Source organism: Maricaulis sp. (genome assembly GCF_048268525.1).
GTDB lineage: Bacteria > Pseudomonadota > Alphaproteobacteria > Caulobacterales > Maricaulaceae > Maricaulis.
The window spans coordinates 290632-317036 of sequence record NZ_JBLWVH010000001.1 but is presented as its reverse complement, the minus strand read 5'-3'; the positions used below and the strand labels follow the sequence as shown (position 1 = coordinate 317036).

General features: G+C 63.8%; 19 protein-coding genes. 16 read left to right on the top strand and 3 right to left on the bottom strand.

Translation table 11 applies throughout. The features are described 5' to 3' along the window. Window positions 1–104: 104 nt before the first annotated feature. From cysG to ACN0X9_RS01200, 9 genes are all read left to right on the top strand, one after another. Entirely contained in the window at window positions 105–1499 is a 1395-nt protein-coding gene (cysG, locus tag ACN0X9_RS01240; protein ID WP_417485819.1) for a siroheme synthase CysG, read from the top strand. Beyond that, a complete protein-coding gene (locus tag ACN0X9_RS01235; protein ID WP_417485818.1) occupies window positions 1496–1771 on the top strand; it encodes a DUF2849 domain-containing protein in 276 nt (91 codons plus the stop codon). The genes cysG and ACN0X9_RS01235 overlap by 4 nt, the downstream gene beginning before the upstream one ends. Window positions 1772–1774: 3 nt before the next feature. Beyond that, window positions 1775–3412 (top strand): nitrite/sulfite reductase, encoded by a 1638-nt coding sequence (locus tag ACN0X9_RS01230; protein WP_417485817.1) that lies wholly within the window; start codon window positions 1775–1777, stop codon window positions 3410–3412. Further along, a complete protein-coding gene (locus ACN0X9_RS01225) occupies window positions 3399–4508 on the top strand; it encodes a phosphoadenylyl-sulfate reductase (RefSeq protein WP_417485816.1) in 1110 nt (369 codons plus the stop codon). The genes ACN0X9_RS01230 and ACN0X9_RS01225 overlap by 14 nt, the downstream gene beginning before the upstream one ends. A gap of 25 nt (window positions 4509–4533) precedes the next feature. After that, window positions 4534–5556, top strand: coding sequence for a cysteine synthase A (locus tag ACN0X9_RS01220; RefSeq protein WP_417485815.1), 1023 nt, complete (start codon window positions 4534–4536; stop codon window positions 5554–5556). Between the two features lie 42 nt (window positions 5557–5598). Further along, on the top strand, window positions 5599–6426 hold the full coding sequence (locus ACN0X9_RS01215) for a ferredoxin--NADP reductase (RefSeq protein WP_417485814.1): 828 nt from the start codon (window positions 5599–5601) through the stop codon (window positions 6424–6426). A 1008-nt stretch (window positions 6427–7434) separates the two neighbouring features. Next, window positions 7435–8424, top strand: a complete 990-nt coding sequence (locus tag ACN0X9_RS01210) for a homoserine dehydrogenase (RefSeq protein ID WP_417485813.1) — start codon at window positions 7435–7437, stop codon at window positions 8422–8424. After that, complete coding sequence (gene metX, locus ACN0X9_RS01205; RefSeq protein WP_417485812.1) at window positions 8424–9362, top strand: homoserine O-succinyltransferase MetX; 939 nt, start codon at window positions 8424–8426, stop codon at window positions 9360–9362. Before ACN0X9_RS01210 ends, metX begins: the two co-directional genes overlap by 1 nt. A 1-nt stretch (window position 9363) precedes the next feature. After that, entirely contained in the window at window positions 9364–10512 is a 1149-nt protein-coding gene (locus ACN0X9_RS01200; RefSeq protein WP_417485811.1) for a trans-sulfuration enzyme family protein, read from the top strand. A gap of 4 nt (window positions 10513–10516) precedes the next feature. Here the strand turns inward: ACN0X9_RS01200 and glpK are convergent, their stop codons facing one another. Further along, the gene (gene glpK / locus ACN0X9_RS01195; protein ID WP_417485810.1) at window positions 10517–12013 is read right to left on the bottom strand and encodes a glycerol kinase GlpK; all 1497 of its coding nucleotides are present in this window, start codon (window positions 12011–12013) and stop codon (window positions 10517–10519) included. A gap of 105 nt (window positions 12014–12118) precedes the next feature. On the opposite strand from glpK, the gene ACN0X9_RS01190 reads away from it, so the two are divergent. The 4 genes from ACN0X9_RS01190 (at window position 12119) to ACN0X9_RS01175 (ending at window position 18653) form a co-directional block, all read left to right on the top strand. Beyond that, window positions 12119–13057, top strand: a complete 939-nt coding sequence (locus ACN0X9_RS01190) for an alpha/beta fold hydrolase (RefSeq protein WP_417485809.1) — start codon at window positions 12119–12121, stop codon at window positions 13055–13057. Window positions 13058–13060: 3 nt separating this feature from the next. Beyond that, window positions 13061–14242 (top strand): NAD(P)/FAD-dependent oxidoreductase, encoded by a 1182-nt coding sequence (locus tag ACN0X9_RS01185; RefSeq protein WP_417485808.1) that lies wholly within the window; start codon window positions 13061–13063, stop codon window positions 14240–14242. A gap of 146 nt (window positions 14243–14388) precedes the next feature. Next, window positions 14389–15462, top strand: a complete 1074-nt coding sequence (locus ACN0X9_RS01180) for an efflux RND transporter periplasmic adaptor subunit (RefSeq protein WP_417485807.1) — start codon at window positions 14389–14391, stop codon at window positions 15460–15462. Then, complete coding sequence (locus ACN0X9_RS01175) at window positions 15459–18653, top strand: efflux RND transporter permease subunit (protein ID WP_417485806.1); 3195 nt, start codon at window positions 15459–15461, stop codon at window positions 18651–18653. Before ACN0X9_RS01180 ends, ACN0X9_RS01175 begins: the two co-directional genes overlap by 4 nt. On the opposite strand, the gene ACN0X9_RS01170 is transcribed toward ACN0X9_RS01175, so the two are convergent. Beyond that, window positions 18654–19766 (bottom strand): PQQ-dependent sugar dehydrogenase, encoded by a 1113-nt coding sequence (locus ACN0X9_RS01170; protein ID WP_417485805.1) that lies wholly within the window; start codon window positions 19764–19766, stop codon window positions 18654–18656. Between the two features lie 77 nt (window positions 19767–19843). Between ACN0X9_RS01170 and ACN0X9_RS01165 the strand changes: the two genes are divergently transcribed. From ACN0X9_RS01165 to ACN0X9_RS01155, 3 genes are all read left to right on the top strand, one after another. Further along, window positions 19844–20302: a hypothetical protein gene (locus ACN0X9_RS01165; protein WP_417485804.1), complete on the top strand. Its 459-nt coding sequence runs from the start codon at window positions 19844–19846 to the stop codon at window positions 20300–20302. Between the two features lie 105 nt (window positions 20303–20407). After that, window positions 20408–21613 carry a hypothetical protein gene (locus ACN0X9_RS01160; RefSeq protein WP_417485803.1) on the top strand — a complete coding sequence of 402 codons (1206 nt, stop codon included), beginning with the start codon at window positions 20408–20410 and terminating at the stop codon, window positions 21611–21613. 90 nt (window positions 21614–21703) lie between these two features. Further along, window positions 21704–22834 (top strand): hypothetical protein, encoded by a 1131-nt coding sequence (locus ACN0X9_RS01155; protein WP_417485802.1) that lies wholly within the window; start codon window positions 21704–21706, stop codon window positions 22832–22834. 69 nt (window positions 22835–22903) lie between these two features. Here the strand turns inward: ACN0X9_RS01155 and ACN0X9_RS01150 are convergent, their stop codons facing one another. Next, window positions 22904–26401 (bottom strand): ABC transporter permease/M1 family aminopeptidase, encoded by a 3498-nt coding sequence (locus tag ACN0X9_RS01150; RefSeq protein ID WP_417485801.1) that lies wholly within the window; start codon window positions 26399–26401, stop codon window positions 22904–22906. Window positions 26402–26405: the final 4 nt, after the last annotated feature.

Here is a 26405-nt window from a genome sequence, read left to right as displayed (position 1 = left end):
GTTTTTCTAATGTCAAAAGCCAATAATCGTCGTTTGTATTCACTGCAACGAATAGAAATATTGAACTCGTCGCGCCACGAAGGCGCAGGAACGGACGAGTGACCATGCGTGTATTTCCTGCCTCCATTCCCCTAGATGGACAGACGGTGATCGTTGTCGGGCACGGCCCGATGGCCGAGCCGAAGGCACGCCTGTTCGCGTCTTCCCCAGCCCGGTTGCTTTGGTTCACCGGTGAGTCCAGCGATCCTGTTGCTTCGGATATTGCCCAGTATGCGAAGATTTTACGCCGTGTGCCGACGCGGCGGGACTTTCGTGGCGCGACAATCATCTTTCTGGCTGGCGGCGAAGTCCGCGACGTCGCCAAGCTGGCCCGCTGGGGCCGCAGCCAGGGCGCTCTGGTCAATATCGTCGACAGCCCGGCGGCGTCCGACTTCCAGACACCCGCCATTGTCGACCGCGACGGCATCGTCGTTTCGATCGCCTCCGGCGGCGCCGCTCCCGTCCTTTCCGTCGACATCCGTGCCGCCATCGAACAGGTCCTGCCGGCCCGCATCGGCGTGATCGCCGACCTCGCCCGCGAGCTGCGCGGCACGGTGAAGTCCGTGCTCTCCAAGTTCGACGACCGCCGCGCCTTCTGGGAACGCGCCCTGCGCGGCAAGGCCCGTGACCTCGCCCTCGCCGGCGACAAGGCCGGTGCCCGCCGCGAAATGCTTCGCGAACTGAATGGCGAGACCGCCGAACGGACTGGCATTGTCCACCTGGTCGGCGCCGGTCCCGGCGATCCCGACCTCTTGACCCTCAAAGCCGCCCGCCTGCTGCGCGAAGCCGATGTCATCGTGCATGACCGACTGGTGTCTGAAGGCGTGATGGATCTCGCCCGCCGCGACGCCCTGCGCATCGATGTCGGCAAAACCAAGGGACATCACCCCGTTCCGCAGGAGCAGATCGGCGAAATCCTGGTCCGCGAGGCGCGCAAGGGTCAGCGCGTGGTCCGCATCAAGGGCGGCGACCCCTTTGTCTTTGGACGCGGCGGCGAAGAGCTGGATGTCGTCCGCGCCGCCGGGATCGCGGTCGAGGTCACCCCTGGCATCACCGCCGCTGTCGCCTGCGCCGCCTCAGCCGGCATTCCCCTGACCCATCGCGACCACGCCCAATCGGTCACGTTTGCGTCGGGTGTCGTCAAGCAGGACGGGCCGGACGCCGACTATCGCGCCCTCTCCGCCGCCAATTCCACCACCGTCTTCTATATGGGTGTCGGCGCTGCGCCGGATATCCAGGCGAAGATGGTCGCGGCCGGACGGCATCCCTCCACCCCGGTCGCTCTGATCGAGAACGGCACGCGCGACAATGAGCGCCGCGTCTTCGGCACGCTCGGCGATCTCGCCGGCCTGGTGAAGCGCGAAGCCATTTCCGGCCCCACCATCATGATTGTCGGCGAAGTGGCCGGTGCTGCCCTCGCAGGCGCCCGGACCCTGGCCGGACAGGAGCAATTCGCATGAAGACCGTGACCGCCAACCGCCTCACCGATGGCCGGGTGATTTATCGCACCGCGACCGGCCAGTGGACGACCGAACTCGCCGAGGCCGCCCGTCTCGACGAGGACCAGGCCGATGCGACGCTCGAGATTGCCGCGGACGAAAGCCACATCGCCGTTGGCGCCTATCTGATCGAACTCGAAGAGGACCGGCCCGGCGGCCAGAAATGGCGCCGCGAGGGCATCCGTCTGACCGGTCCGACGACCGGTTCCACCCACGCCCAAGCGACGGTCTGAGCCATGTACCAGTATGACAGCTATGACCACGCCATGGTGGCCGACCGGATCGCGGAGTTTCGCGACCAGGTGGCGCGTCGCCTCGATGGTCGCCTGACCGAGGACCAGTTCAAGCCGCTGCGCCTGATGAATGGCGTCTATCTGCAGCTGCACGCCTATATGCTGCGGGTGGCCATTCCCTACGGGACGTTCAACAGCACCCAGATGCGCACCCTGGCCGGGATCGCCCGCGATTATGACCGCGGCTATGGCCATTTCACCACGCGCACCAATATCCAGTACAACTGGCCGGCCCTAGTGGATATTCCCGACATTCTCGACCGCCTCGCCGCGGTCGAGATGCACGCCATCCAGACCTCGGGCAATTGCATCCGCAATGTCACCGCCGACCCGTTTGCGGGCGCAGCGGCGGACGAGCTGGAAGATGGTCGCCCCTGGGCCGAGATCGTGCGGCAATGGTCCAGCTTCCACCCGGAATTCACCTTCCTGCCGCGCAAGTTCAAGATCGCCGTCAACGGGGCGAAAGCCGACCGTGCCGGGATCCGTGTCCACGATATCGGCCTGCAGATCGTCCGGAACGAGGCCGGGACAACCGGGTTTGAAGTCTGGGTCGGTGGCGGCCAGGGCCGCACGCCGCGCCTTGCCCAGTTGATCAAGCCCTTCCTGGCGCCGGAGGGCCTGCTGTCCTACCTCACCGCCTGCCTGCGCGTGTATAATCAGCATGGTCGCCGCGACAATCTCTACAAGGCCCGGATCAAGATCCTGGTCGAGGCCCTGGGCGCCGAAGAATACGGCCGCCAGGTCGAGGATGAATGGGCGGTGATCCGCGAGGGCGAGCTGAAACTCCCCGCCGCCGAGATCGCCCGCATTCGTGCCTTCTTCGACCAACCGAAACAGGCCGATCCGACGCCTGTCCCGGTGACCGGGAACCGCGCCTTTGCCCGCTGGCTCGACCGCAATCGCCGCGATCATGCGGTCAATGGCCTGTCCTCTGTCGTGATTTCCCTGAAACCCATCGGCGGCACGCCGGGCGACATCACAGACGCGCAGATGGACGCCGTCGCCGACCTGGCCGAGCGCTTTGGCTTCGACGAAATCCGCGCCACGCCGGACCAGAATTTGATCCTGCCGCATGTGCGCAATGGCGATCTGGAAGCGGTGTGGGCCGGGCTGGTCGAGGCCGGCCTCGCGACGGCCAATGCCGGCCTGGCGACCGATATCGTCGCCTGCCCGGGTCTGGATTATTGCAACCTCGCCAATGCCCGTTCGATCCCGATCGCCCAGGCGATTTCCAACCTGCTGGAGGAGACCGGCCTGTCGGAGAAAGCCGGCGATGTGACCATCAAGATTGATGGCTGCATCAATGCCTGCGGGCATCATCACGTCGCCCATATCGGCGTACTCGGCGTCGACAAGCGCGGTGAGGAATTCTACCAGATCACACTGGGCGGGGCCTTCGGAACCGATGCCGCCATCGGCTCGATCATCGGCAAGGGCCTGGCCGGCGAGGACGTTCCCGCTGCCATTGCCCGCCTGCTGGAAACCTATCTCGACATTCGCGCCGACAAAGAGCGCTTCATCGACACGCTGCGCCGTGTCGGACCTGACGCCTTCAAGGAGGCCATCTATGCTGACGCTTGATCGCAAAGACGACACCCCCCCCATCGCCGACGCCCAGCTGGCGGCCGGTGGCGGCCGGATCGTGGAGCTGACCGGCGATACCGATTGGCGCCAGGCGAAAGCCGCGATCGCCGGCGCGGTGCGGGTCGATATCCGCTTTCCAAAATTCAATGATGGCCGTGGCTTCACCCTGGCCACCCAATTGCGCCAGCGTGTCGGATATACCGGCAAGCTGCGCGCCGTCGGCGATCTCATTCCCGACCAGGCCCAGCACCTGATCCGCGTGGGATTTGACGATGTCGAACCGGACCGCAAGGGGTTCGACGCTGACTGGGCCCGAGCCCGCACCCGCTTCGCCCACGCCTACCAGCCGGGCCAGGGCAATGTGACGCCGCTCTTCCGCCACCGCCACAAGCGGCCGGAGGACGATCTTGCCGCACTGAATGCCCGCTACCGCGACTTGTCTCCGCAAGATATTTTGCGCGATGCCATCGAGAACGAGTGGATCGGCAAGATCGCCATCATGTCGTCTTTTGGTGCCGAGGCCGCCGTCGGCCTGCACATGATCTCCCAGATCGATCCGGCGACCCCGGTCATCTTCCTCGATACCGGGCGCCTGTTTGCCCAGACCGAACAATACCAGCGCCAGCTGACTGACCAGCTCGGACTGAGCAATATCCGCCTGTTGAAACCGGACGCCGAAGCGGTGGCCGAAGAAGACAGCGACGAACGTCTGTGGCGCCGCGACGCCGACGCTTGTTGTTCCCTGCGCAAGGTGCGTCCGCTGGACGCAATCATCGGCGATTACGACGCCTTGATCACTGGTCGCAAACGCTTCCATGGCGGCGGCCGCATGAGCCTGCCTGTGGTCGAGCGTATCAATGGCCGCATCCGGATCAATCCGCTGGCCAATTGGGACGCGGCCGCGATCGAGGATTATTTCCGGCGCTTCGATTTGCCGCGACACCCGCTGACCGATATGGGGTATGCCTCGATCGGGTGCTGGACCTGCACCGCGCCGGTCCAGGCCGAGGGCGATATCCGCTCCGGTCGCTGGCTTGGTCAGACCAAGACCGAATGCGGAATCCACACCCCGGCCCAAGTTGCGGCTGAATAAGAAAGCTGACGAAAGGACACAGCCAGTGTCTGCCAAACATGTGCTCGACCTGATCGGCAACACCCCGCTGATCCGGCTGGATGGCCCGTCCGATGCGACCGGCTGCGAAATCCTCGGCAAGGCCGAATTCCTCAATCCGGGCGGCTCCGTGAAGGACCGCGCCGCGCTCAATATCGTCCGCGAGGCCGAGGCCGACGGGTCCCTGAAACCGGGCGGCTCCATTGTCGAGGGCACGGCCGGCAATACCGGGATCGGACTCGCCCTGGTCGGCGGCGCGCTGGGCTATGACGTCATCATCGTCATGCCACGCACCCAGTCGGAAGAGAAGAAGGCGGCGATCCGCTCCTTTGGTGCCCGCCTGATCGAGGTCGACGCGGCCCCCTTCTCCAGCCCCAACCACTTCGTCCATTATTCTCGCCGCCTGGCCGAGGAGCTCAATGAGAGCCAGCCAAACGGCGCCATCTGGGCCAACCAGTTCGACAATCTCGCCAACAAGCGCGCGCACACCTTGACCACCGGCCCGGAAATCTGGGAGCAGACCGGTGGCGAGATTGACGGCTTTATCTGTGCGGTCGGTTCCGGCGGCACGCTGGCCGGCGTCGCCGAAGCCCTGCGCGCGCAACGGCCCGACATCGCCATCGGCGCCGCCGATCCGGCGGGCGCGGCGCTCTTCAACTATTTCACCAAGGGTGAGTTGAAGGGCGAAGGCTCATCGATCACGGAAGGGATCGGCGTCAACCGCATCACCGGCAATCTGGAAGGCCTCGCGGTCGACCATGTCTACCGGATCGAAGACGCCGAAATGCTGCCCATCCTGTTTGATCTGGTGAAGACGGAAGGCCTGTCCCTGGGCGGTTCGGCCGGCATCAATATCGCTGGGGCCATGCGACTGGCCCGCGATCTGGGTCCCGGCAAGACCATCGTCACCATGCTGTGTGACAGCGGTGCCCGCTATGCCGGCAAACTGTTCAATCCGGACTTCCTGTCCTCGCGGGGCTTGCCTGTTCCGCCCTGGGCCGATACCGAAGCGCCGCGCGTGACGGCCTGACGCCTTATCCGACAGACCCCACCCGAAACCGAGTACGAGACCATGACGATGACCGCGACCGCGCCTGCCAAGAAGAATGCCGTTTCCGCCAAGCCCGGCCCGTTCACGGTCGAGACGGTATTGTCGGTGACGCACTACACCGACCGGCTGTTCCATTTCCGGATCACCCGTCCGGACGCCTTCCGCTTCCGCTCCGGCGAATTCATCATGATCGGCCTGCCCAAGGAAGACGGCAAACCCCTTCTGCGCGCCTATTCGCTGGCCAGCCCATTCTGGGATGAAGCCCTCGATTTCTACTCGATCAAGGTTCCCGATGGACCGCTGACCTCACGCCTCCAGCACATCAAGGAAGGCGATGAAGTCCTGCTCGGTCGCAAGCCGACCGGCACGCTGGTGCTCGATGCCCTGAAGCCCGGCAAGCGCCTCTACATGATCTCGACCGGCACCGGCATTGCGCCGTTCGCCAGCCTGATCCGCGACCCGGAGACCTACGAAAAATTCGACCAGGTCATCCTCACCCATACCTGCCGCGAGGCCGCCGAGCTGACCTATGGCAATGAGCTTGTCGCCGCCGTCAGAGACGACGAGCTGATCGGCGAATTCGCCCGCGAAAAACTTGTCCACTTCGCCTCGGTCACCCGCGAAGACGGGCCGATCAAGGGCCGCGTCACCGACATGATCAACTCCGGCGAACTGTTCGAACGCCTCAACGTCCCGCCGCTGGACCCCGAGGCTGATCGCGTGATGATCTGTGGCTCGGAAGGCCTGCTGAGAGACGTCAAACAGATCTGCCTCGACCGGAACTTCATCGAGGGCTCGAACGCGGCGCCGGCAGATTTCGTCGTCGAGAAGGCGTTTGTGGCGACGTAGGTCAGCGGCGTTGGCCGGTCAGGCCATTCCTCACCTCCCTTCCTCTGTCATTTTTCCCGGAGGCGCGCAGCGCCATCCGGGACCAACGGGAGACTCATCGCTTGCCGGAGGGTTTCGTGGGTCCCGGCTCTTCGCCCCGCTGTTGCGGGGCTGCGGCCGGGAGAAATGTGCTTTGGTTTGAGAGGGATTGGCACGCGGCAGCTTGCGGCAACATCCGGCGCTGACGACGCGCGTGTCATCCCGGGCGAAAACCTGCGCAAGCAGGTTGCAGACCCGGGATGACAAAATTTTTGTGCATTTATCCCCGCTGTGCACCGCTTTCCTTCTCCCTCGGGAGAAGGTGGCCGGAGGCCGGATGAGGGGGATTCCTCTCGCGTTCATGTGGACTTACCCCTCCCCCTCTCCCTCTCCCAAGGGAGAGGGAGAGGGCGCTCTATCAAAAAAATCGGCCAAACTTATCCCCACCCCTTATCCGTCGACACATAATGTCTCCGGTTTTCGGGATGGGAGGCACGGGCCCTGTCACTTGTGCCCGGAAACTTGCGGAGCCTGTCCGCGCCTTGGATGTGACACTCCAAAGCTCCGGCAGGGCGTGCGATCAGGTCCAGGGGCACTAAACGACCGACCCTCAGTACCTGCCGCGTTGGAATCGGGGGCGAGAGCGTCCGGGAAATCTCCGTGAGCGGGATGCTTGTCGAAGCCTACCGTTATCAAAACAGCGCTTTATCGGCTCCGGCCGGCATCCCGCTCCCTCCCATCTCTCCGGCGCGAAAGCGTGCGGAGCCCTCACCCTGTGGCTTGGACAGGGTCGGACTCGATCGCTTGACACATATAAACATATCTTTATATGTGAAGTCGCGCCGATTTGAGATCTAGCTTGCGGGCGCGGAACAAGTGCGGCTAAAGCGGATTGATCGAGGCACCCGGCAATCGCCACGCATTCCCTTGGCCTCGTCAGTACCCCGCAATCGGCGTGTCGCGCTTTCCGCAAAGACGGAATGTGAAACAATGTCCCTGGTTGCGGCGCTTGATTATCCCCTTGATACGGTCCCGGCGACGGCTTTGACGCCGCGCCTGCGCGTTGTCCTGCTGGGCTGCGGCACGGTGAATGCCGGTGTCCTGGCGGGTCTGGAAGCCATGCAGGCCGAGGTCGAGATCGCCGCCATTGTCACCCGCAAACCGCGGCGCAGACACGACGACCGATACGCCTGGCTGACCGATCTCAATGCCGCTTTCGACACCGGGCCGGACCTGATCATCGACGCCCTGCCCGACTGTGCTGCGGCTGAAAAGGCCCTCACCCTCGCGGTCGAGCGCGGCGTGCATGTGATCTCGGCCAACAAGGCCGTCATCGCCCGTCGTCCGGACCTGGAAGCAAAGGCCCGCCGGGCCGGCACCGGCTTTGCCTATTCGGCGGCCGTGGGCGGCGGCGTGCCGGTGCTGGAAACGGTAGCTCGGTTGAAGGCCTCAGGCGAAACAATCACCCGGGTCCGGGGCGTGCTCAACGGCACCTCGAATTTCGTGCTCGGCCTGCTGGAAAAGGGAATTGGGTTCGACGACGCCATCGCCGCCGCCCAGGCCGCCGGATTTGCCGAGGAAGACCCCAGCGCCGATGTTGACGGGCTTGATGCCGCGGCCAAGCTGGCCCTGATTGCCCGCGCCGCTTTCGATATCGCCCCCGACCCCTACGCCATTCCCGCCGACAGCCTGTTCGACCTGTCGGTCGGCCAGATTCTCGGGGCCCGCGAAAACGGCCTGCGCTACCGGCAGGTGGCCGAATTGTCGGTGCAGGAGGAGGGCGTCATCGCCACGGTCAGACTGCAGGCCCTGGCCGAAGACCATGCCCTGGCCCGGGTCGAGAATGAGGAGAATGCGGTCGAGATCGTCTGCGCCAGCGGCACCACCCTCATTCTCAACGGTAAGGGCGCCGGCCAGACACCGACCGCCGGCTCGGTCCTCTCCGACGTGCGGGCCCTGCTTGCCCAGGGCGGCGCCTGATGTGTGTGACCCTGGATCATCCACCCGCCCTTCGATGTCGGGACATCTCGACCATCGCCCTGACCGCGACCGGCTCACCGGTCTCGGTGACCGGTCGCATTGCCGGGCCGGAAGGCGCGCCGGTCATTCTGGTCCTCGGAGGCATTTCCTTCGGCCGTGGCGTAACCGATACGGTCGACGGGAATGGCTGGTGGCGGCAACAGGCGGGCCCGGGCAAGGCGCTGGACACCAATCGGCACCGCATCCTGTCTTTCGATTTCATCGGCGCGGACATCCACCCCTTCCCGTCCACACAGGATCAAGCCCGCGCCATCCTCGCCCTGGCCGACGCCGCCGACATCCGGGACTTCGCCATTGTCGGCTCCTCCTATGGCGGCATGATCGGACTGGCCCTGGCAGCGCTGGCACCGGAACGGGTGCGCGAACTCGTGGTCATTTCCGCCGCCGACCGCGCCAGTGAAATGGCCCGCGCCTGGCGCTCCATCCAGCGGGAGACGGTCGAATTGGCGCTGCGCTTGGGCGACGGCAAGGCCGGACTGGATATTGCCCGCCGCCTGGCGCTGACCACCTATCGCACACCGGACGAATTCGAGACCCGCTTCGCCGAACCGGACCCTGACAGTCGCGACGCCAACGGCGTCACCGGCTATCTGGCGGAAAACGGCCAGCGCTATGCCGACCGGACAGACCCACGCCGCTTCCTGGCCCTGTCCCGGTCAATGGACGAGCATCGCGTCGATGTGTCCGCCATCACCTGCCCGGTCGCATGGGTCGCCGTGCTCGAGGACCGTCTCGTCCCGGCCGACCAGATCGCCGGCGCGGCTGCGCGCACCCCGAACGGGCGGCTGATCACCTTCTCGTCGCTCTATGGTCACGATGCCTTCCTGAAGGAAGACACCATCATCGCCGCCACACTGGACGAGATTTTCGGGAGCTGACATGTCGAGCGATCAACGCACCAAGGCCATCCGGGCCGGACTGAACACCGACCGCAGCTGGAACGCGGTCATCCCGCCGCTTTCGCTCTCGACCGCCTACCGGCGCGACGACCCGGCCATCCAGCCTGCCTTCGATTATGCCCGCACCGGCAATCCGGGTCGGTCCCTGCTGGCAGATGCCATCGCCGAACTCGAGAACGCCGCCGGAGCCATCGTCACCGGGTCCGGCATGTCGGCGATCGACCTCCTGCTGCACGACATTCCGCACGGCGCCCGGGTGCTGTGCTCGCATGACGCTTATGGCGGCACACGGCGACTGCTCGACGCCCGTGGTCGCGGCGGCCGGCTGGTCCCGGTCTATGTCGACACAACTGACCTCGACAAGGTCGCCGTCGCGCTCAATGAGGATGCCGCCCTGATCATCGCCGAGACGCCGTCCAATCCGCGCCTGCGCATCTCCGATATCAAGGGCCTCGCCCGCCTCGCCAAGAACGCCGGGACAGAGCTGGCCGTCGACAACACGGTGATGTCGCCAGTGCTGCAACGCCCTCTGGATTGGGGGGCCGATTATTCGGTCCAGTCCGTCACCAAGCTCTTGAACGGACACTCCGACATGGTCGGCGGGGTGGTCTGCTGCGCCGACCCCGAACGGGTGGCCGAGCTGACCTGGTGGGCCAATTGCGTCGGCGTCGGGGCGGCCGCCTTTGACAGCTATCTCGCCCTGCGCGGCCTGCGCACCCTGCCCTTGCGGGCCAGGGCCCAGTGTGAGAGCGCGCTGGAAGTGGCCCGATGGCTGGACGCCGATCCTCGGGTCGAACGCGTCGACTATCCGGGCCTGGAAAGCCATCCCGGCCATGCCCTCGCAGCGCGTCAGCAGGACGGGTTCGGCCAGCTGATCAGCCTCGAACTGGCGCCCGGCGCACCGTCACCGCGCGATGTGGTCTCGGCACTCGAGATCTTCACCCTGGCGCAATCGCTGGGCGGCGTGGAAAGCCTGTGTTGCATCCCGGCCCTGATGACCCATGCCTCGATGTCACCGCAAGCGCGAGCCGAGGCGGGTGTCGCCGACAGCCTGATCCGCCTGTCGATCGGCCTGGAAAGCGCTGCCGACCAGATCGCCGATCTCGACCGGGCGCTGTCCGCGGCCTGAACGGTTACACGGCGTCGGACCGCACCCGCGCCACGGCCTCATGCCAGCCCTTGCGGTCGGCATCGCGCCGCTCCGGATCGCCGGCCGGCGTGAAGCTTTGGTCCGCCGCCCACAGCTTGCGGCCATCCTCCAGCGAGGCAAACAGGCCGCAGCCAAGACCAGCTAGAAAAGCCGCGCCCCAGGCCGTCGCCTCGACGCTGGCCGGTCGGACGGTTTCAATCCCGGTCAGATCGGCGAGGCGTTGCAGGAAGGTGTCATTGCGGGCCATGCCGCCATCAACGCGCAGGCTGCGGGCCTCGACACCGTCGGCGGCCATGGCTTCCAGCAGGTCGCAGGTCTGGTGGACCGAACTGTCCAGCGCCGCCCGGGCGATCTCGGCGCGACCGGAACCACGGGTCAGTCCCGTCAGCGCGCCGCGCGCTTCAGCATCCCAATAGGGCGCGCCAAGGCCGGTGAAGGCCGGAACCAGGTAGACGCCGCTGTCGGGATCAGCACTCTGGGCCAGGGCCTCGATCTCGGACGCCTTGGCGATCAGGCCCAACCCGTCTCGCAACCACTGAACGGTCGCCCCGGCCGACAGCACCGAGCCTTCCAGTGCATAGGTCGTTTCGCCATCGATACGATAGGCAATTGTGGCCAGGAGCTTGTTCTTCGAGCGCACTGGCGTATCGCCGGTATTGATGAGCAAAAAGGCGCCGGTGCCATAGGTCGATTTCATCTCGCCCGGCTTGAAGCAGACCTGGCCGATGGCCGCCGATTGCTGGTCGCCGGCGACCCCGGTGATTGGCAAATCACGGCCCAGCACAGCGGTCCCTGCCCGACCGAAATCACCGGCACTGTCCCGCACCTCGGGCAGGACCGCCGCCGGCACATCGAACAGGTCGAGCAGGTCCTCATCCCAGCGGTTGGCAGCGATATCGTAGAGAGCGGTTCGGCTGGCATTGGTCGCGTCAGTGGCATGGACGGCGCCACCGGTCAGCTTCCAGATCAACCAGCTGTCGACCGTCCCGAAGGCCAGCTCCCCGGCTTCGGCCCGCGCCCGGGCACCGTCCACATGGTCGAGGATCCAGGCGATCTTGGTGGCCGAGAAATAAGGATCCAGCACAAGTCCGGTGCGGTCGGACACGAGATCGACATGGCCCGCTTCGCGCAAACGGGCACAAGTGTCCGCCGTGCGCCGGTCCTGCCAGACGATGGCGTTGTGGATCGCCTCGCCGGTCTTGCGATCCCAGATCAGGGTCGTTTCGCGCTGATTGGTGATGCCGATCGCCTCGGCGCGATAGCCGGCCTTCTCGGCAGCGGCGAGCGCCTCCCGGGCGGTGGCGCGGACGGTCGCCCAGATGACGTCGGGATCATGCTCGACCCAGCCCGGCCTGGGATAGATCTGCTGGAACTCGCGTTGGGCGGTGGCCACGACCTTGTAATCGGGTGTGAAGACAACGGCTCGCGAACTGGTGGTGCCCTGGTCGATCGCCAACAAGGCCTTGCGCTTGGAAAACATTGCCATCCCTCCCCGAAAACCGCCCGTCGCCGGAGCGTCGGTGTGACTATAGCCCTGACGGCGCCGGTGAAAACACGCTAGGCTCACTGGCAAACGGGAGGATGCATGAGCGACTCAGATTTCTCGCTGGAACGGTTGGCCAGCCCCAGCGGCGCCGATCTGGCGATCTATACGCATGAGGCGGAAGGTTCGCCACGCGGCATCGTCCATATCAATCACGGTCTCGCCGAACGCGCCGGGCGCTATGCCCGCATGGCCAACCAGCTCGCCGGTCGCGGCTATCATGTCATTGCCCATGATCATCGCGGACACGGCCAGACCACAGCCGCCGACGGCGGCCCGCGGCGCTTTGCCGACAAGGATGGCTGGACCAAGTTGATGCAGGATGTGGCCGCCGTCCACGCCGAGGCCCGCACGCGCTGGCCCGGTCTGCCGCTGGTCATCTTTGGCCATTCGATGGGCTCGGTCATCGCCTTCAACCATATCCTGCGGGCGCCGGACAGCGTCACCGCGGCGGCGATCTGGAACGGCAACATGGCGCTGGGCGGCCTGAAGGGCGTGATGCGCCTGGTCCTGTTCTTTGAAGCCCTGTTCGGTGGCGGCGCACTGGCGACCAGCCACACGCTGGACAATCTCACCTTCAAGGCCTGGAACAAGCGTTTCCCGGAAGACCGCAGCGATGCCGACTGGCTGTCACGCGACACGGCTGAAGTGGACGCCTATGTGAATGATCCGGAATGCGGATGGCCGTCGACGGTCTCGCTGTGGCGCGACTTCCTCGACGGCGTCGCCTATGCCGAGGATGACACGCATCTCGCAGCCCTGCCCAAGGCCTTGCCGATGCATCTGATTGCTGGCTCGAAAGACCCGGCGACGGAAGGCGGCAAATCAATGGAAGCCCTGGCCAAGCGGTTGAAGAAAGCCGGCCTCACCGATATCCGTCTGGAAGTGCTCAAGGATTTCCGCCACGAGACGATGAACGAGATCGGCCGTGACGCGCAGATCGAGGCGTTCGCCGACTGGCTCGACCGGGTTACCGGCTGATCCATGGACCCGCGTGATGTCGTCATCATCGGGGCCGGTGCGGCCGGGCTGATGTGCGCCATCGAGGCGGGCAGGCGCGGGCGGTCGGTGACGCTGATCGAGCACAGCAAGGCACCCGCCGAGAAGATCCGCATCTCCGGCGGCGGACGCTGCAACTTCACCAACATGCATACGACGGCCGAGAATTTCCTGTCCGGCAACCGCCATTTCGCGAAGTCGGCGCTGAAGCGCTACACCCAGTGGGACTTCGTCGACTGGATCAATGGCCACAACATCCCCTGGCACGAGAAGACGCTGGGCCAGCTGTTCTGCGACCACTCGGCCAAGGACATCATTGGCGCCCTGCTCACAGACCTGAAATCCGCCGGCGGAGAGCTGCGCCTGTCGACGTCGGTCACCGCCGTCGCCCGTGAGGGAGACGGTTTCCGCCTCACCCTGTCTGACGGATCGACGCTGGGCTGCCAGTCCCTGGTCATCGCCTCGGGCGGCAAATCGATCCCGAAAATGGGCGCCACGGGCTTTGGCTATGACGTGGCCCGCCAGTTCGGTCTCGACCTTGTCGAGACCCGGCCCGGCCTGGTGCCGCTGACCTTTGATCCGGACACGCTGACCCGCTTCAAACCACTCGCCGGCGTCGCGGTCGACGGGATCGCCTGTCACGGCAAGGCGCGCTTTGCCGAGGCCATGCTGTTCACCCATCGCGGCCTGTCCGGACCGGCTATCCTGCAGATCTCGTCCTACTGGCGAGAGGGCGACACGATCCATGTCCATATCCGGCCCGATCTCGATGTGTTCGAAGTTCTGCGCGCCGCGCGGCAGACGAATGGCCGCCAGGCCGTGCAGACCGCCCTCGGCGAACACCTACCCAAGCGACTGGCCGCGATGCTGGTCGAGGAGTTCGGAATGAGCGGCAATCTGGCCGACCAGTCGGACAGGAAACTGCGCGCTTTCGCCGACCATCTGGCTGCCTGGCCGATCACCCCGACAGGGTCGGAAGGATACCGCACAGCCGAGGTCACACTCGGCGGTGTGGACACGGACGGGCTGGACAGCCGCACCATGCAGGCGCGGGCGGTGCCGGGGCTGTATTTCATCGGAGAAGTTGTTGACGTGACGGGTTGGCTTGGCGGATACAACTTTCAATGGGCTTGGTCGTCCGGCTGGTGTGCCGGACAGGTCGCCTGACAATAAATGAGACCGGGACGGGCGCGACAAAATGGGTCGCGGATTGTTCTCGCCACGAAACGGTATGGGGGGTATCTCTGAGGGAATGAACGGCGTTCGCCGGGCTGGCGTGACGTCGATTGCAGACCGACGAGAGCAGTTTGGCCATGAAGTTGAATACGTCATACCTGTCTGCGGCCGGCATCTTCGTCGCGGTCGTGCTTCTCTTCACCCTCGGCACCGTGTTTCGCAGCGATGCCGGCATACAGCCGGGCACGCAAGGCCCCGAACATCCGCTGTTTGAAGTCGTTACCCGAACCGTCACCGCCTCTCCGCGTCCCGCCGAACTGCGTCTGCGCGGCCGGACCGAGGCGATCCGCGCCGTTACCGTGAGAGCCGAAACCGGTGGCCGCGTGGTCGAAGCGCCGGTTCTGGAAGGCTCGCCGGTTTCCACCGGAGATGTCATCTGCCGGCTTGAGGTCGATGCCCGCGCCGCCGCGGTCGATCAGGCCGAAGCCGACCTGCGCGCGCGCCAGCTGGAATTTGAAGCTGCCACCGAACTCCAGGCCCGCGGCCACAGATCGGCCAACAGCGTCGCCGCCCTGGAGGCGGCCCGGGACGGTGCCCGGGCGCAATTGCGCGCCGCCCGCGAAGAGCTGGCCAATATCGATCTGCGGGTACCCTTCGACGGGTATTTTGATGGACGTGACGCCGAGATCGGCGACTTCCTGCGCACGGGCGACCCGTGTGGCACAGTGCTGCAGCTCGACCCCATCCTGATCGTTGCCGAGGTCGCCGAACGCGATGTCAGTGCCCTGCAGCCGGGCATGCCCGGCGAGGCCCGCCTTCTGAGCGGCGAGCGCGTTGATGGCAGCATCCGCTTTGTCGAGCGCCGTGCCAATCCGGCCACCCGCACCTTCCGCGTCGAACTGGAAGTTCCCAATCCCGATGGCCTGATCCGCTCGGGCCTGACCGCGGAGATTCGCCTCAACCTGCCGCCGGAGCCCGCGCACCGCGTCCCGGCTTCCATTCTCGCCCTCGATTCGAATGGCGATCTGGGTGTGCGCATCATCGAGGATGGCGACACGGTCCGCTTCCTGCCGATCCAGCTCTTGAGCGATGATGGCGAGCAGGTCTGGATCAGCGGCCTGCCGGAAACGGCGGAAGTGATCGTGCTTGGGCAGGACTTTGTTTCTGATGGTACCCAGGTCGATGTCCGCCCGGAGGGAGCGAGCCGTTGACCGGCATCGTCGACTTTGCCATCGGCCGGGCCCGGATGATCCTGGCCATTTTCGTCTGCGCCCTGATCGCCGGCCTGATCGCCTTCGCGACCCTGCCGCGCGAAGCCGACCCGGACATCCCCTTCCCCTTCGTTATTGTCGTGGTGCCGCTGGACGGCATCTCCCCGGAAGACGCCGAGCGCCTGATCGTTCGTCCGACAGAAACCGAGATGCGGGCGATCGAGGGGCTGGAAGAGCTCAACGGCACCGCCTCGCTCGGCGCCGGCACGCTGGTCGCAGAATTCGACGTCCCCTTTGACGCCGACCAGTCCGTGCTCGATGTGCGCGAAGCCGTCGACATGGCCCGGCGCGAATACCCCGAGGACGTCCGCGAACCGGTGATCCAGGAATTCAACTCGGCGCTGGCCCCGACAATCGCCGTCCAGATCTATGGCGAAGCCCCCGAACGGGCCCTGTTCCGTACCGCTCGCGCCCTTGAAGACGAGCTGGAAGCCCTGCCACAGATCCTGCAGGTCGACATTCAGGGCCTGCGCGAGGAAGTGCTGGAAATCGTCATCGATCCGGCGCGGCTGGAAACCTATGGCGTCACCTATGCCCAGCTGTTCAACGCCGTTCAGTCCAACAACCGGCTGATCGCCGCCGGCTCGCTCGACAGCGGCGAAGCGCGCTTTCAGGTCAAGGTGCCCGGCCTGTTCGAAGAAGCCGATGACGCGCTGAACCTGCCACTGACCCGCTCGGGCGATACGGTCGTTACCCTGCAGGATGTCGCCACCGTGCGCCGGACCTTCAAGGATGCCGACAGTTTCGCCCGCTATAACGGCGCCCCGGCCTATACGCTCCAGGTGGTCCGTCGGTCCGGCGAGAACATCATGGAGACCGCCGCGGCGGTGCGCGCGCTGACCAATGAGGCCGCGGCCAACTGGCCCGAAACCATCCGCCATGACTTCTCGCTCGACCTGTCGACCTATGTCCGCGACAGCCTGCAGAGCCTCACCTCGTCGATCATGCTGGCGATCATCCTGGTGTTGATCATCGTGGTGGCCGCGCTGGGCCTGCGCTCGGCCCTGCTGGTCGGGATCGCCATCCCGTCGAGCTTCCTGTTCTCTTTCCTGCTGCTCGACCTGTACGGGCTGACCGTCAACTTCATGGTCATGTTCGCCATGGTTCTCGCGGTCGGCCTCTTGGTCGATGGTGCCATCGTGGTGGTCGAATATGCCGACCGGAAACTGGCGGAGGGCGAGACCCGCAAACAGGCCTATGCCAGCGCCGGCAAGCGGATGTTCTGGCCGATCGTCTCCTCGACCGGGACCACGCTGGCGGCCTTCGTGCCTTTCCTGTTCTGGAACTCCATCCCCGGCCAGTACATGGCCTTCCTGCCGCTGACCCTGATTTTCGTGCTGACCTCGGCGCTGGTGATGGCGTTGATCTTCCTGCCGACCCTGGGTTCGGTCTTCGGTCGCAAGGGCGGCGTCGTCGACACCGGCAGTGCGGTCGCCCACCTCAACGCCCAGGAGGACAGCGATCCGACCGACCTGCCGGGTCTGACAGGTATCTATGCGCGGACCATCGCCCGCCTCGTGAAGCGACCGGCCATGGTATCGCTGGGAGCGCTCATCATCGTGGTCGGCGTGGTGTTCAGCTTCGGTGCCACCGCCTCGAACATGCGCACCGAGTTCTTTCTCGATGCCGAACCGGAACAGCTCTACGTCTTCGTCCGCGCACGCGGCAACATGTCACCGGCCGAACAATACGAATTGGCGCTGGAAGCGGAAACCCGGTTGCAGGGCATTGAGGGCATCAAGGGCTATTACACCGTCGCCGGCACACCGCCCGGCCGTTCACCGTTCGACGGCGTTGGCGCCGCTCCGGCGGACACGGTGGCGCGCATCTTCGTCGAGTTCGAACCCTTCGGGCAGCGCCCCAATGGCCGCCTCATCGAGCGTGAGATCCGCGAGGCCATGATCGGTATTCCCGGCGTCATCATCGAGGTCCGGCCCTTCCAGCAGGGCCCGCCCGTCGGCAAGGACATCCAGGTCGAATTGCGCTCGGATGACGCCATGGCACTGGAAGCCGCGACCCGTCTGGTGCGTGGCTTCATCGACCAGATGGACGGCGTCACCGACATTGACGACACCCTGCCCCTGCCCGGCGTCGAATGGCGTCTCGATGTTGATCGCGAAGAAGCCGGTCGCTATGGCGCCGATGTCACCCAGCTGGGCGCAGCCGTACAACTGGTGACCACCGGTACACTGGTCGGTCGCTATCGGCCCGACGACGCCGAAGAAGAGGTCGACATCCGGGTCCGCTTCCCGGCCGCCGACCGCGACATTTCCCGCCTCGACGATCTGCGGGTCAACACCTCCACCGGCGCAGTCCCGATCTCGAATTTCGTGACTCGCGAGGCCCGCCAGCGGGTCGACTCGATCAGCCGCCGTGATGGCAAGCGCGTCCTGATCGTCCGCGCCAATGCCGATGAGGGATATGCCGGCAATCTGCTGCTGACCGAGTTGCGCGACTGGATCGACGCGCGGGTCGCTGACGGCACCATCCCGCGCAGTGTCGAAATCAATTATCTGGGCGCTGACGAGGAAAACGCCGAGGCCGGCGCCTTCTTCGGCAGCGCCATGCTCGCCTCGCTGTTCATGATGGCGGTGATCCTGCTCTGGCAGTTCAATAATTTCTGGCATGTCGTGCTGACCCTGCAGGCGGTGGTCCTGTCGGTGGTCGGCGTCCTGCTGGGCGTGATGCTGACCTTCCCCTACATCTCCATCCTGTTCCTCGGCACCGGTGTGGTGACGCTGGCCGGCATTGTGGTGAACAACAATATCGTCCTGATCGACACCTTCCAGCGCCTGCGCGGGCTGGGCATGCCGGTCGACGAAGCGATTGTCCGCACGGCGGCCCAGCGCTTGCGACCAGTCATGCTGACCACGATCACCACGATTTTCGGCCTGCTGCCGATGGTCTTCCAGCTCAATGCCGACTTCGCCCACGGCACCCTGTCGATCGGCGGACCGGCCAGCGAGTGGTGGGTGCAATTGTCGGCGGCGGTGGTCTGGGGGCTGGGCTTCTCGACCCTGCTGACCCTGCTTTTGACACCGGTCCTGCTGGGTGCACCGTCGCGACTGGGCGGGCTGGTGCGACGTCTGATCGGGCGCCCAAAACAGGCCGATGCCCTGCCCGCCGAATGATCAGTCGCGACTGACCCGGATCAGCCGCCCCTCGGCCTCGTCGGTCAGCAACCAGACCGCACCATCCGGCCCGACCCGGACATCGCGGATACGGGCCCCGACCTCTCCGAACAGGACCTCCTCGCCGACGACCTGGCCATCTTCCAGATCAACCCGTCGGACATGGCCCGAGGGAGTATCGGCATCGCCGGGAATGAGGGCTGCGACCAACAGGTCTCCGTCCCAGTCGGGAAACATCCCGCCGCGATAGAGCGCCATCCCGGACGGCGCGATCGAAGGCACCCAGACATGAACGGGCTCGGTCATGCCGTCATAGGTCTCGAACGGTGTCACCAGGGCGCCGGTATAGTCGATGCCATGACTGGTGATCGGCCAGCCGTAATTGGCCGAAGATGAAAGCTCATTGATCTCATCGCCACCACGGGGGCCGTGCTCATGACTCCACGCGACATGGTTTTCAGCGTCGTACACGACCGCCTGAGGGTTTCGATGACCGAGGGAAATTACGCCGGGCGCTGAGCCTTCGATGACCTGTTGGGCCGGCTGCCCATCGAGGAGAAGGCGGACAAATGTTCCAAAATGCGTCTCCGGATTCTGCGCCTCTTCGCGATAGTCGAAACCGTCACCAATGCCGATGACAAGGCTGGGCGGCTGGCCGACCAAGGCCGGGAGCATGGCGATCCGACCGCCATAATGGACGTCGGTCCGACGATGCGGCATGGCCTCGAAAAGAACGTCAAACTCGACAAGCGCGTCGCCCTCAAGCCGCCCGCGACCGAGGTATAGCGTGTTGTCACCCGCCCGGCCGCCGCTCCAGCTGAGATAGACCAGGCCGTCCGTCTCGAAGTCGAGCGACAACGCCACATCCAGCAATCCGCCCTGGCCGGAATAGAAGACCTCCGGCACGCCGCTGACAGGCGTTTCGACCAGGCCGGTCTCATCAATGATCCTGAGACGCCCCGGTTTTTCGGTCACCAGCATCCGGCCGTCCGGCAGGAAGGCCAGGCTCCACGGGTATTCCAGGCCTGTGACCCGCGTTTCGAGCGTCTGCGCCGATACCGGAGCCGAAAGGAGCAAACACGCCAAAGCCAGAACCGAGATCACCCGCATCATTCACTCCCGAATTGTCGTTGTCTCCGCCACCCTATAGGCTCGCGGCCACCCTGTAGAGTACCAGCGAGGCCTTCGGGATGACGACAGTGCGAACAGTAGCGATCTACCTCCTCGCGGTCCTCGTCGGGACGGTTCTGGTCAGCCTGGCCAATACCCATGTCGACCTGCAGGCCCTCGCCCGGATTGGTGCGGAGATACCCCTGGATGTGCGGACCGATGCCAGCCTGCGCGACTTGCAAGGCTTCGCCCCGACGCTGCTGGTCCTGAACCTGATCGGCTTTGCGATCGCCTTTCCGGTGGCCGGGTGGGTGTCTCGCTGGCTTGGCCCGAACTGGCGCCTGTTCGGCTTCGGCCTGGCCGGTGGGCTGGCCGTGATCGTCATGATCACGAGCATCACACTGGTCTATCAACACCTGCTCGGATCGACGATCACGCCGGTCGCTGCCAGTCGCGAGCTGTCTGGCCTTCTGACCCTGGCGCTGGGCGGCGTGCTCGCCGGCCTGCTGTTCGCCAGTCTCAAGCCGGCGGCGGATTAACCGCGTCATCCGGCATTCGACTCAATTGAAAGTCGAATGCCGGTGCTGCGACAGACCTCTCCTTAAAACCGCTGTCCTAGCCTGACCTCATTGAAGGAGAGGCTGATGACACGAGTTCGCGAGACCGTCCGTTCCGACCTGCGCAACATCATCAAGGGTGGGGCAACCTCGCGCATTCTCGACCTGCACTCGATTGCCAAGCGCTATGGCGAATTTGACGCCCATGCCGACAACCCCTTCTTCCAGCACTCCCGCCTGAACCGCTGTTTCGTGGTCAAACACACCGTTCGCGCCCATGAACGGCCCTATGTGATGTCGAGCCAGCCTGTCGTCACCAAGGTCCTGGTTCCGCTCGCCCATGATGACCTCGCCCTGGGCGGACACGCCGTCTTTGTCGAGGAACTGGGCTTTGCTTCAAAGATGCGGACCCTGTTCGAGCGTACCGACGAGCCACACCTGCTCGATCTCGACCTGATCCGTCTGCGTGAACTGGCCGCCCTGCCCTCCTTCGACCCCTTCCTGATCGCCGAGCGGTTCCGCGACCATGTCCGCCCGATCGACGATTGCTACTTCAACATTACCGATGCCGAAGTCGACCGGATGGAGTCCTCGGTCGCCAAGCAGATCGTGTCGGTCATCGCCCTCGCTTTTGGTGAGGAAAACGGCGGGCGCGATGACGAGCGGGCCATGCGCTTCACCCGCCAACTCCTGTCAGGCGATCTCGACGGACGGATGCAGGCGCTGCGCAAATCCCTCGACATGACCGAAATGGAATTCAAGTCCGGCATTTTCGGCTGGAAGGGTGTGCTCTACTACCGCTGGTGCATGAGCGAAGCCCTGGACGCCCTGAAAACCTTCATCGCCCAACTCAAGGCCGTGTCGATTGTCGGCGCCTCGGAACCGGAAAGTCTTGAACTGCAACGCATGCGCCGAACCATCATTGACGAGACACGACACAGGTGGAGAAGCCTGACATCGATAATGGATGAGTATGAAACCGTCTTCGGCCGCTTTTGCCGTGGCGAAGATGTCAACGGGTTCCGCAACTTCCTGTTGAAGGCACCGACTTTGTTCTACGACGTCGGGAGTGACCTGTCGGTGGTCAGCCATATACCGGGCTATTGGTCCTATTGGGCCAAACAGAACACCAAGGGATTCCTGCATGCCCGCGAAGCGGTCATGCTGTTTTCAGACTTCACCGCCAGCGTGACCCGCGTCTCACCGGACAGCGAAGGCCGCCCTGACGATACGCGTCGACGCATCCATTCTCCCATCCCGCACCCGGTAGTCCACGCGGTCAGCGCTGCCTAGTCGAATAACTTATGAGCGGCCGAGCCGGCCTCGATTACCAATCTGACAGGATTGCTGTCCATCCTTGGCAAACCAAGGGTGAGAACGAGTATGGATGCCAATCTGAAGCGGATCGTCCAGGGCGGGGCGACAACACGCATCTTCGACCTGTATTCGATCACCCGCGCCCATGCGGACGACCTGGAGTTCGAGCGACGGCCGGTTTTCCAACACCCCAAACTGAACCACGCCTTCCTGATCAAGCACACGGTCCGCCCCCACGAACGGGGCATGCTGGCGGTTGATGCGGCTGTGGTGACCAAGGTCATCATCCCGGTCAGCATAGATAACCTGGGGATGGGCGGGCACTCACTCTTCGTGGAGGAACGGCGTGGTCTGACCAAATTGCGGCGCTTCCTCGATGTGACCGTCGACGGCGGCGACCATCTGGATGACGATCTTGCACGGCTGCGCGAGCTGTCCAAGCTCCCCTCATTCGACCCCTTCCTGCTCGCTGATCGCTTCCTGCGTCATGAACGCCCCATTGATCCGCGCTATTTCCAGATCACGCCGAAAGAGCGCAAGGCCATGCAGGCCTATGTCGCCAAACAGATCGCCGGGGTGGTCGGACTGGCCTTCGGTCACGAAAATCTCGCCGATGATGACGAGAGGGCCCTCAAATTCGCCGTCGAGATCATCGAGGGCGAGGACACACCGAAAATGAACGCGCTGCGCCAGACCCTCGGCATGACCAAGGAAGAATTTGTCGATGGCATGTTCGGCTGGAAGGGCGTGCTCTATTACCGCTGGAAGCTGAATGATGCGACCGACCGCCTGCGCCAATTCGTCATTGAGATGGACGATCTGATGATTCGTGGCGTCACGCCCCAGGAACGCAGCCAGATCAACGAGATCCGCAAACTCATACTCAAGGAGACCCGCCAGCGCTGGGCGGCGCTGGTTTCGGTGCTCGACGGTTTCCAGACGGAATTCGACCGCTTCTGCCAGAGCGGCGACCCGGTCACCATCCGCGAATTCCTGCTCAAGGCAGACGGGTATTTTTACCATCTGGGCAGCGACCTGTCGGCGCTGACCCATGTCACATCCTATTGGGAGTACTGGTGGCGCGGTCGCGACCCCGGTTCCCTCTCGGCCCGCGACGCCATGGAAGTCTTCCCCGCCTTCTTGCGCAGCCTCATCCGCGACAAGGGGCAGGGCGTTCCCAAGGCGTTGATCGGCTGATTGCCCCTCTGTCCGACACAAAAAAGCCGGACCCGAAGGCCCGGCTTTCCTGCGCGCCTGAGCGCCGCCCTACTCGATCGTGACCGGCATCAGATTGTCGTCTGAATTGCGGTCGATCAGCTTGTTGTAGGGATCAATCCCCGCATAGAGCGGCTGCTCGTCGACGATCAACTCGATCCGCATCGTGGTCTCGTTGATACGATGCTTGTCCATGTAGAGCACATGATCCGAGCCCTCATAGGCATCGTCGAGGTTTTCCGTGAAGACACCGATATCGATCATGTAGTCAATGGCCTCCTCGGTCTGCTCGCCGGCCCCGTCGGCCTCAAACTTGTGAGCTTCGATCTCCAGAACCAGGTCCCAGCGACCATCTGTCCGTTCGCTCGCCGTGGCCGAAGTCACATTGAGATCGAACAGGACGATGCGCTCGAAGAAGTCATGGATCATCGCCTCATGCTCAGGCCCCGCCTCCTCGCGCAACAGGCGCAGGAAGTCGAGCGTCGTCGCATAGGGCTCACCCTGGAAGGCCCGCTCGGCGATCAGGCGCTGCATGGCCCGGTTCACCACGTCCTCACCGACATAGTCCTGCAGCGCATACATGATCACCGCGCCCTTGCGGTAATGGATGTATTGCTGGTTCTCGACCCGGTAGAGCGGCTGCTCCTCGATCGCTTCCGAACCCCGACCCGACAGATAGCTGTCGAGCTCGTACTTCAGGAAGCGACGCATATGGTCCTCGCCATATTCCTGGCGCATCACCATCAGGGCCGAATACTGGGCGAAGGTCTCGATCAGCATCGTGCCGCCCTGGACATTGGCCGACATCACCTGATGCGCCCACCACTGGTGCGCCGCTTCGTGGGCGGTGACGTAGTAGACATAGTCGATGTCCTGCGGGTCCGAGAGATCGGCGATGAAGCCGATGCCTTCCGAGAACGGGATGGTGTTCGGGAAAGCCTGGGCGAAGGTCGCGTAGGCCGGGAACTCCAGAATGCGGTACTGGCGATACTGGTAGGGGCTGAGATGCTCGGAAAAATATCCGATCGAGTCCTCACCCGCCTCCAGCATCCGCTCAACATTCCAGGCATGATCGGGATGATGGAAGACCTGGTAGAGAATGCCGTCGGTCTCCCGCTCCGCCACCTCATACTCGGCCGAGAGCCAGGAGTAAAAGTTCAGGATCGGCCGATCCATGACGTATTCAAAATGCGGGCGGCCGTCCTCTTCCCACTCACGCGCCAGATAGCCCGGCGCGACTGCGATCTGGCCCGGAGCCGTCGAAACGGTGGTCCGGAAGGTCACATAATCGGAGTTGGTGATCCCGTTCTCATACCAGCGGCTTTCATCCTCGAGCGGATAGGCCCGCTCGATCGGCTCCAGACCTTCGCGGCGGCGCTGCTGCCGGTCGGTCAGGCGCCAATTGCTGTTGAAGCCGATATTGGGCATCGACTCCGAATTGTTGAAGAAGGTGCCGTTGTGATTGACGGTCCCGACATTGCCGGAATTGCGGAAGCCCGGATTGTTGCGCTCGACCGTGAAGTCAAAACGCCGAGTTTCACCGGGTTCAAGCGGCGTGCCGAGATCGAAGGAGTAGAAGTAGAACCCCTCATCCGAGGTCGCCAGTGAACCGCCTTCGAGCTCCTGCGAGACGATGGTTGTTCCCTGTCCGTAGGAAATCCACAGCGTGTCGATCGCCGTGTCTTCCTTGTTCTCCAGCACATAATGACCGGTGGCCGTATAGCGACGATCCTCCGGATAGATGTCGACGTCATAGGCCGTCTCGATGATGGTCGGCTGCGGCAGGTCCTGCAGGTGCAGATACTGACGCTCATACTCCGCCGCCAGGCCCCGCTGGTCGGGTCCCGAGATATAGGTGTTGAGGATGTTGGTGTTGTAGAAAATCCAGCCACCTGTCGCACCCGCGCCGATGACGGCGATGAGGGCGACCATGCCGGTGGCGGGGGTGAAGGCCCGGGGAAGCGCCAAAACGCGCTTGGCAATCGGCCTCATAATGCCTCGGGTCCACAACGCATACGACAAGGCCAGCAACAATACCGCCCAGAATGCCCAATAGGTGTAGAACCAGGCGGCGATCCCGACGAAATGACCATAGCCATTCATATCAGAATAGGGAGTGCCCGGCGCATTGCCGTAATTATAGAGCAGATGATCATAGCCGAGCGTCGCCAACCCGCCGCGCGCGAGCAGGTAGGCGATCATGACGCCCATTCCGAGCCAGCGGTTATTGAACAGGACCTGCACAAACACGGCGAGCGCCGCGAAAATGCTGAACGGTACGATGATCTCCACCAGCGAGCGGATCAGATACTGATCGAGCTCGATCGCTGTATAACCGCGAATGAGCTGGATGGTCACTGCAGCCACAACTCCCAGCAAGGCCAGCGCGGCAACAACGACGCAAAGCGCAAAGAATTTGGTGGTTACGAAAACCCAACTTGGTGTGGGTGTGGCATCAACAATTTCGGAGAACCCAACCCGCCGTTCGCGCCACATCACCTCAGCTGCGTAGTAAATGATAACGACCAGCGGGAACCAGGCAAAATTCGAGTTGATCACGCTGAACATAACCCGAGTGACCGGGAAGTTCGCCGTTCCGTAGAATTGGCTCCCAAGGATCAGCCCCGGGATGGTGTTGAGCAGGGCGAACGCGAGGAGAATCCAGAACGCCACATTAAAAACGACCCCCTTCACCTCGAACCCGAGCCGCGCCATGAACTGGCTGAACGCCGCGCCAACATCCGTACGCGGCGTCATGCGGGGAAGTCGTATCTCGCCAATGGCGTAGCTGCTCTCAACGGACGCCCTCGAACGCCCGAACAACCCCGCCCCACCAGGAGCGCGGAACCTGAACGTCAAGACATTCACAACCAACAATGCGACCGAAATTCCAAGCCACAGAAGCCGGTTCGTGAGGAAAACGCCTTCAAGCGGCACGATCTGGGAGTTCTGTTCGGAGATTGTCCAGTACCGGGTAATCTCGCCAAAAGCGTTCAGGCCAAACGGATCGACTATCGCAAACAGGTCGCGCAAGTCAGGTTGGAAAGCCGAGAGGAAATTGCCGACGACCCACAGGATCAAAAGCCCGATAAACGCGGTGTAAGTCAAAATGGTCGACCGCGTGAGATTGGCGACTGTAAAGAGGATCGTACCGGTCGACAGCATGTTCACCAAGCCACCGACAACAAACATATAGGCATACCAGCCTAGATTTGTCGGCCCTATCCGTTCAGGGTCGAGCCACGGCATGCTGGTCGCAACCAGGAACGCCAACGGCACGCTGGCAAAGACCACCGCGGTGATCAAGAACCCACCTAGAAAACGCCCGAGAACAAAGGTTCGCTCGTCAACCGGTCGGGAATGAAACAATTCCGCCGTCTTAAATCCATAGTCCCGCAACACACCGGACGACAGGAACGCTGTTGGAATGATGGCGCCGAACACGGACATGGCGAGCACGACAAGCGTCAACTCGGTTGGCGAATTGAAGTTGATGGCGCGACTGCCGCCGAGTGTGACCTGTTCGGTCGCACCGATCAGAAAAACCAAGATT

Coding starts and splice junctions, on each gene's coding strand:
- cysG (WP_417485819.1), top strand. CDS start 105: ATGCGTGTATTTCCTGCCTCCATTCCCCTAGATGGACAGACGGTGATC.
- ACN0X9_RS01235 (WP_417485818.1), top strand. CDS start 1,496: ATGAAGACCGTGACCGCCAACCGCCTCACCGATGGCCGGGTGATTTAT.
- ACN0X9_RS01230 (WP_417485817.1), top strand. CDS start 1,775: ATGTACCAGTATGACAGCTATGACCACGCCATGGTGGCCGACCGGATC.
- ACN0X9_RS01225 (WP_417485816.1), top strand. CDS start 3,399: ATGCTGACGCTTGATCGCAAAGACGACACCCCCCCCATCGCCGACGCC.
- ACN0X9_RS01215 (WP_417485814.1), top strand. CDS start 5,599: ATGACGATGACCGCGACCGCGCCTGCCAAGAAGAATGCCGTTTCCGCC.
- ACN0X9_RS01210 (WP_417485813.1), top strand. CDS start 7,435: ATGTCCCTGGTTGCGGCGCTTGATTATCCCCTTGATACGGTCCCGGCG.
- metX (WP_417485812.1), top strand. CDS start 8,424: ATGTGTGTGACCCTGGATCATCCACCCGCCCTTCGATGTCGGGACATC.
- ACN0X9_RS01200 (WP_417485811.1), top strand. CDS start 9,364: ATGTCGAGCGATCAACGCACCAAGGCCATCCGGGCCGGACTGAACACC.
- glpK (WP_417485810.1), bottom strand. CDS start 12,013: ATGTTTTCCAAGCGCAAGGCCTTGTTGGCGATCGACCAGGGCACCACC.
- ACN0X9_RS01190 (WP_417485809.1), top strand. CDS start 12,119: ATGAGCGACTCAGATTTCTCGCTGGAACGGTTGGCCAGCCCCAGCGGC.
- ACN0X9_RS01185 (WP_417485808.1), top strand. CDS start 13,061: ATGGACCCGCGTGATGTCGTCATCATCGGGGCCGGTGCGGCCGGGCTG.
- ACN0X9_RS01180 (WP_417485807.1), top strand. CDS start 14,389: ATGAAGTTGAATACGTCATACCTGTCTGCGGCCGGCATCTTCGTCGCG.
- ACN0X9_RS01170 (WP_417485805.1), bottom strand. CDS start 19,766: ATGATGCGGGTGATCTCGGTTCTGGCTTTGGCGTGTTTGCTCCTTTCG.
- ACN0X9_RS01165 (WP_417485804.1), top strand. CDS start 19,844: ATGACGACAGTGCGAACAGTAGCGATCTACCTCCTCGCGGTCCTCGTC.
- ACN0X9_RS01160 (WP_417485803.1), top strand. CDS start 20,408: ATGACACGAGTTCGCGAGACCGTCCGTTCCGACCTGCGCAACATCATC.
- ACN0X9_RS01155 (WP_417485802.1), top strand. CDS start 21,704: ATGGATGCCAATCTGAAGCGGATCGTCCAGGGCGGGGCGACAACACGC.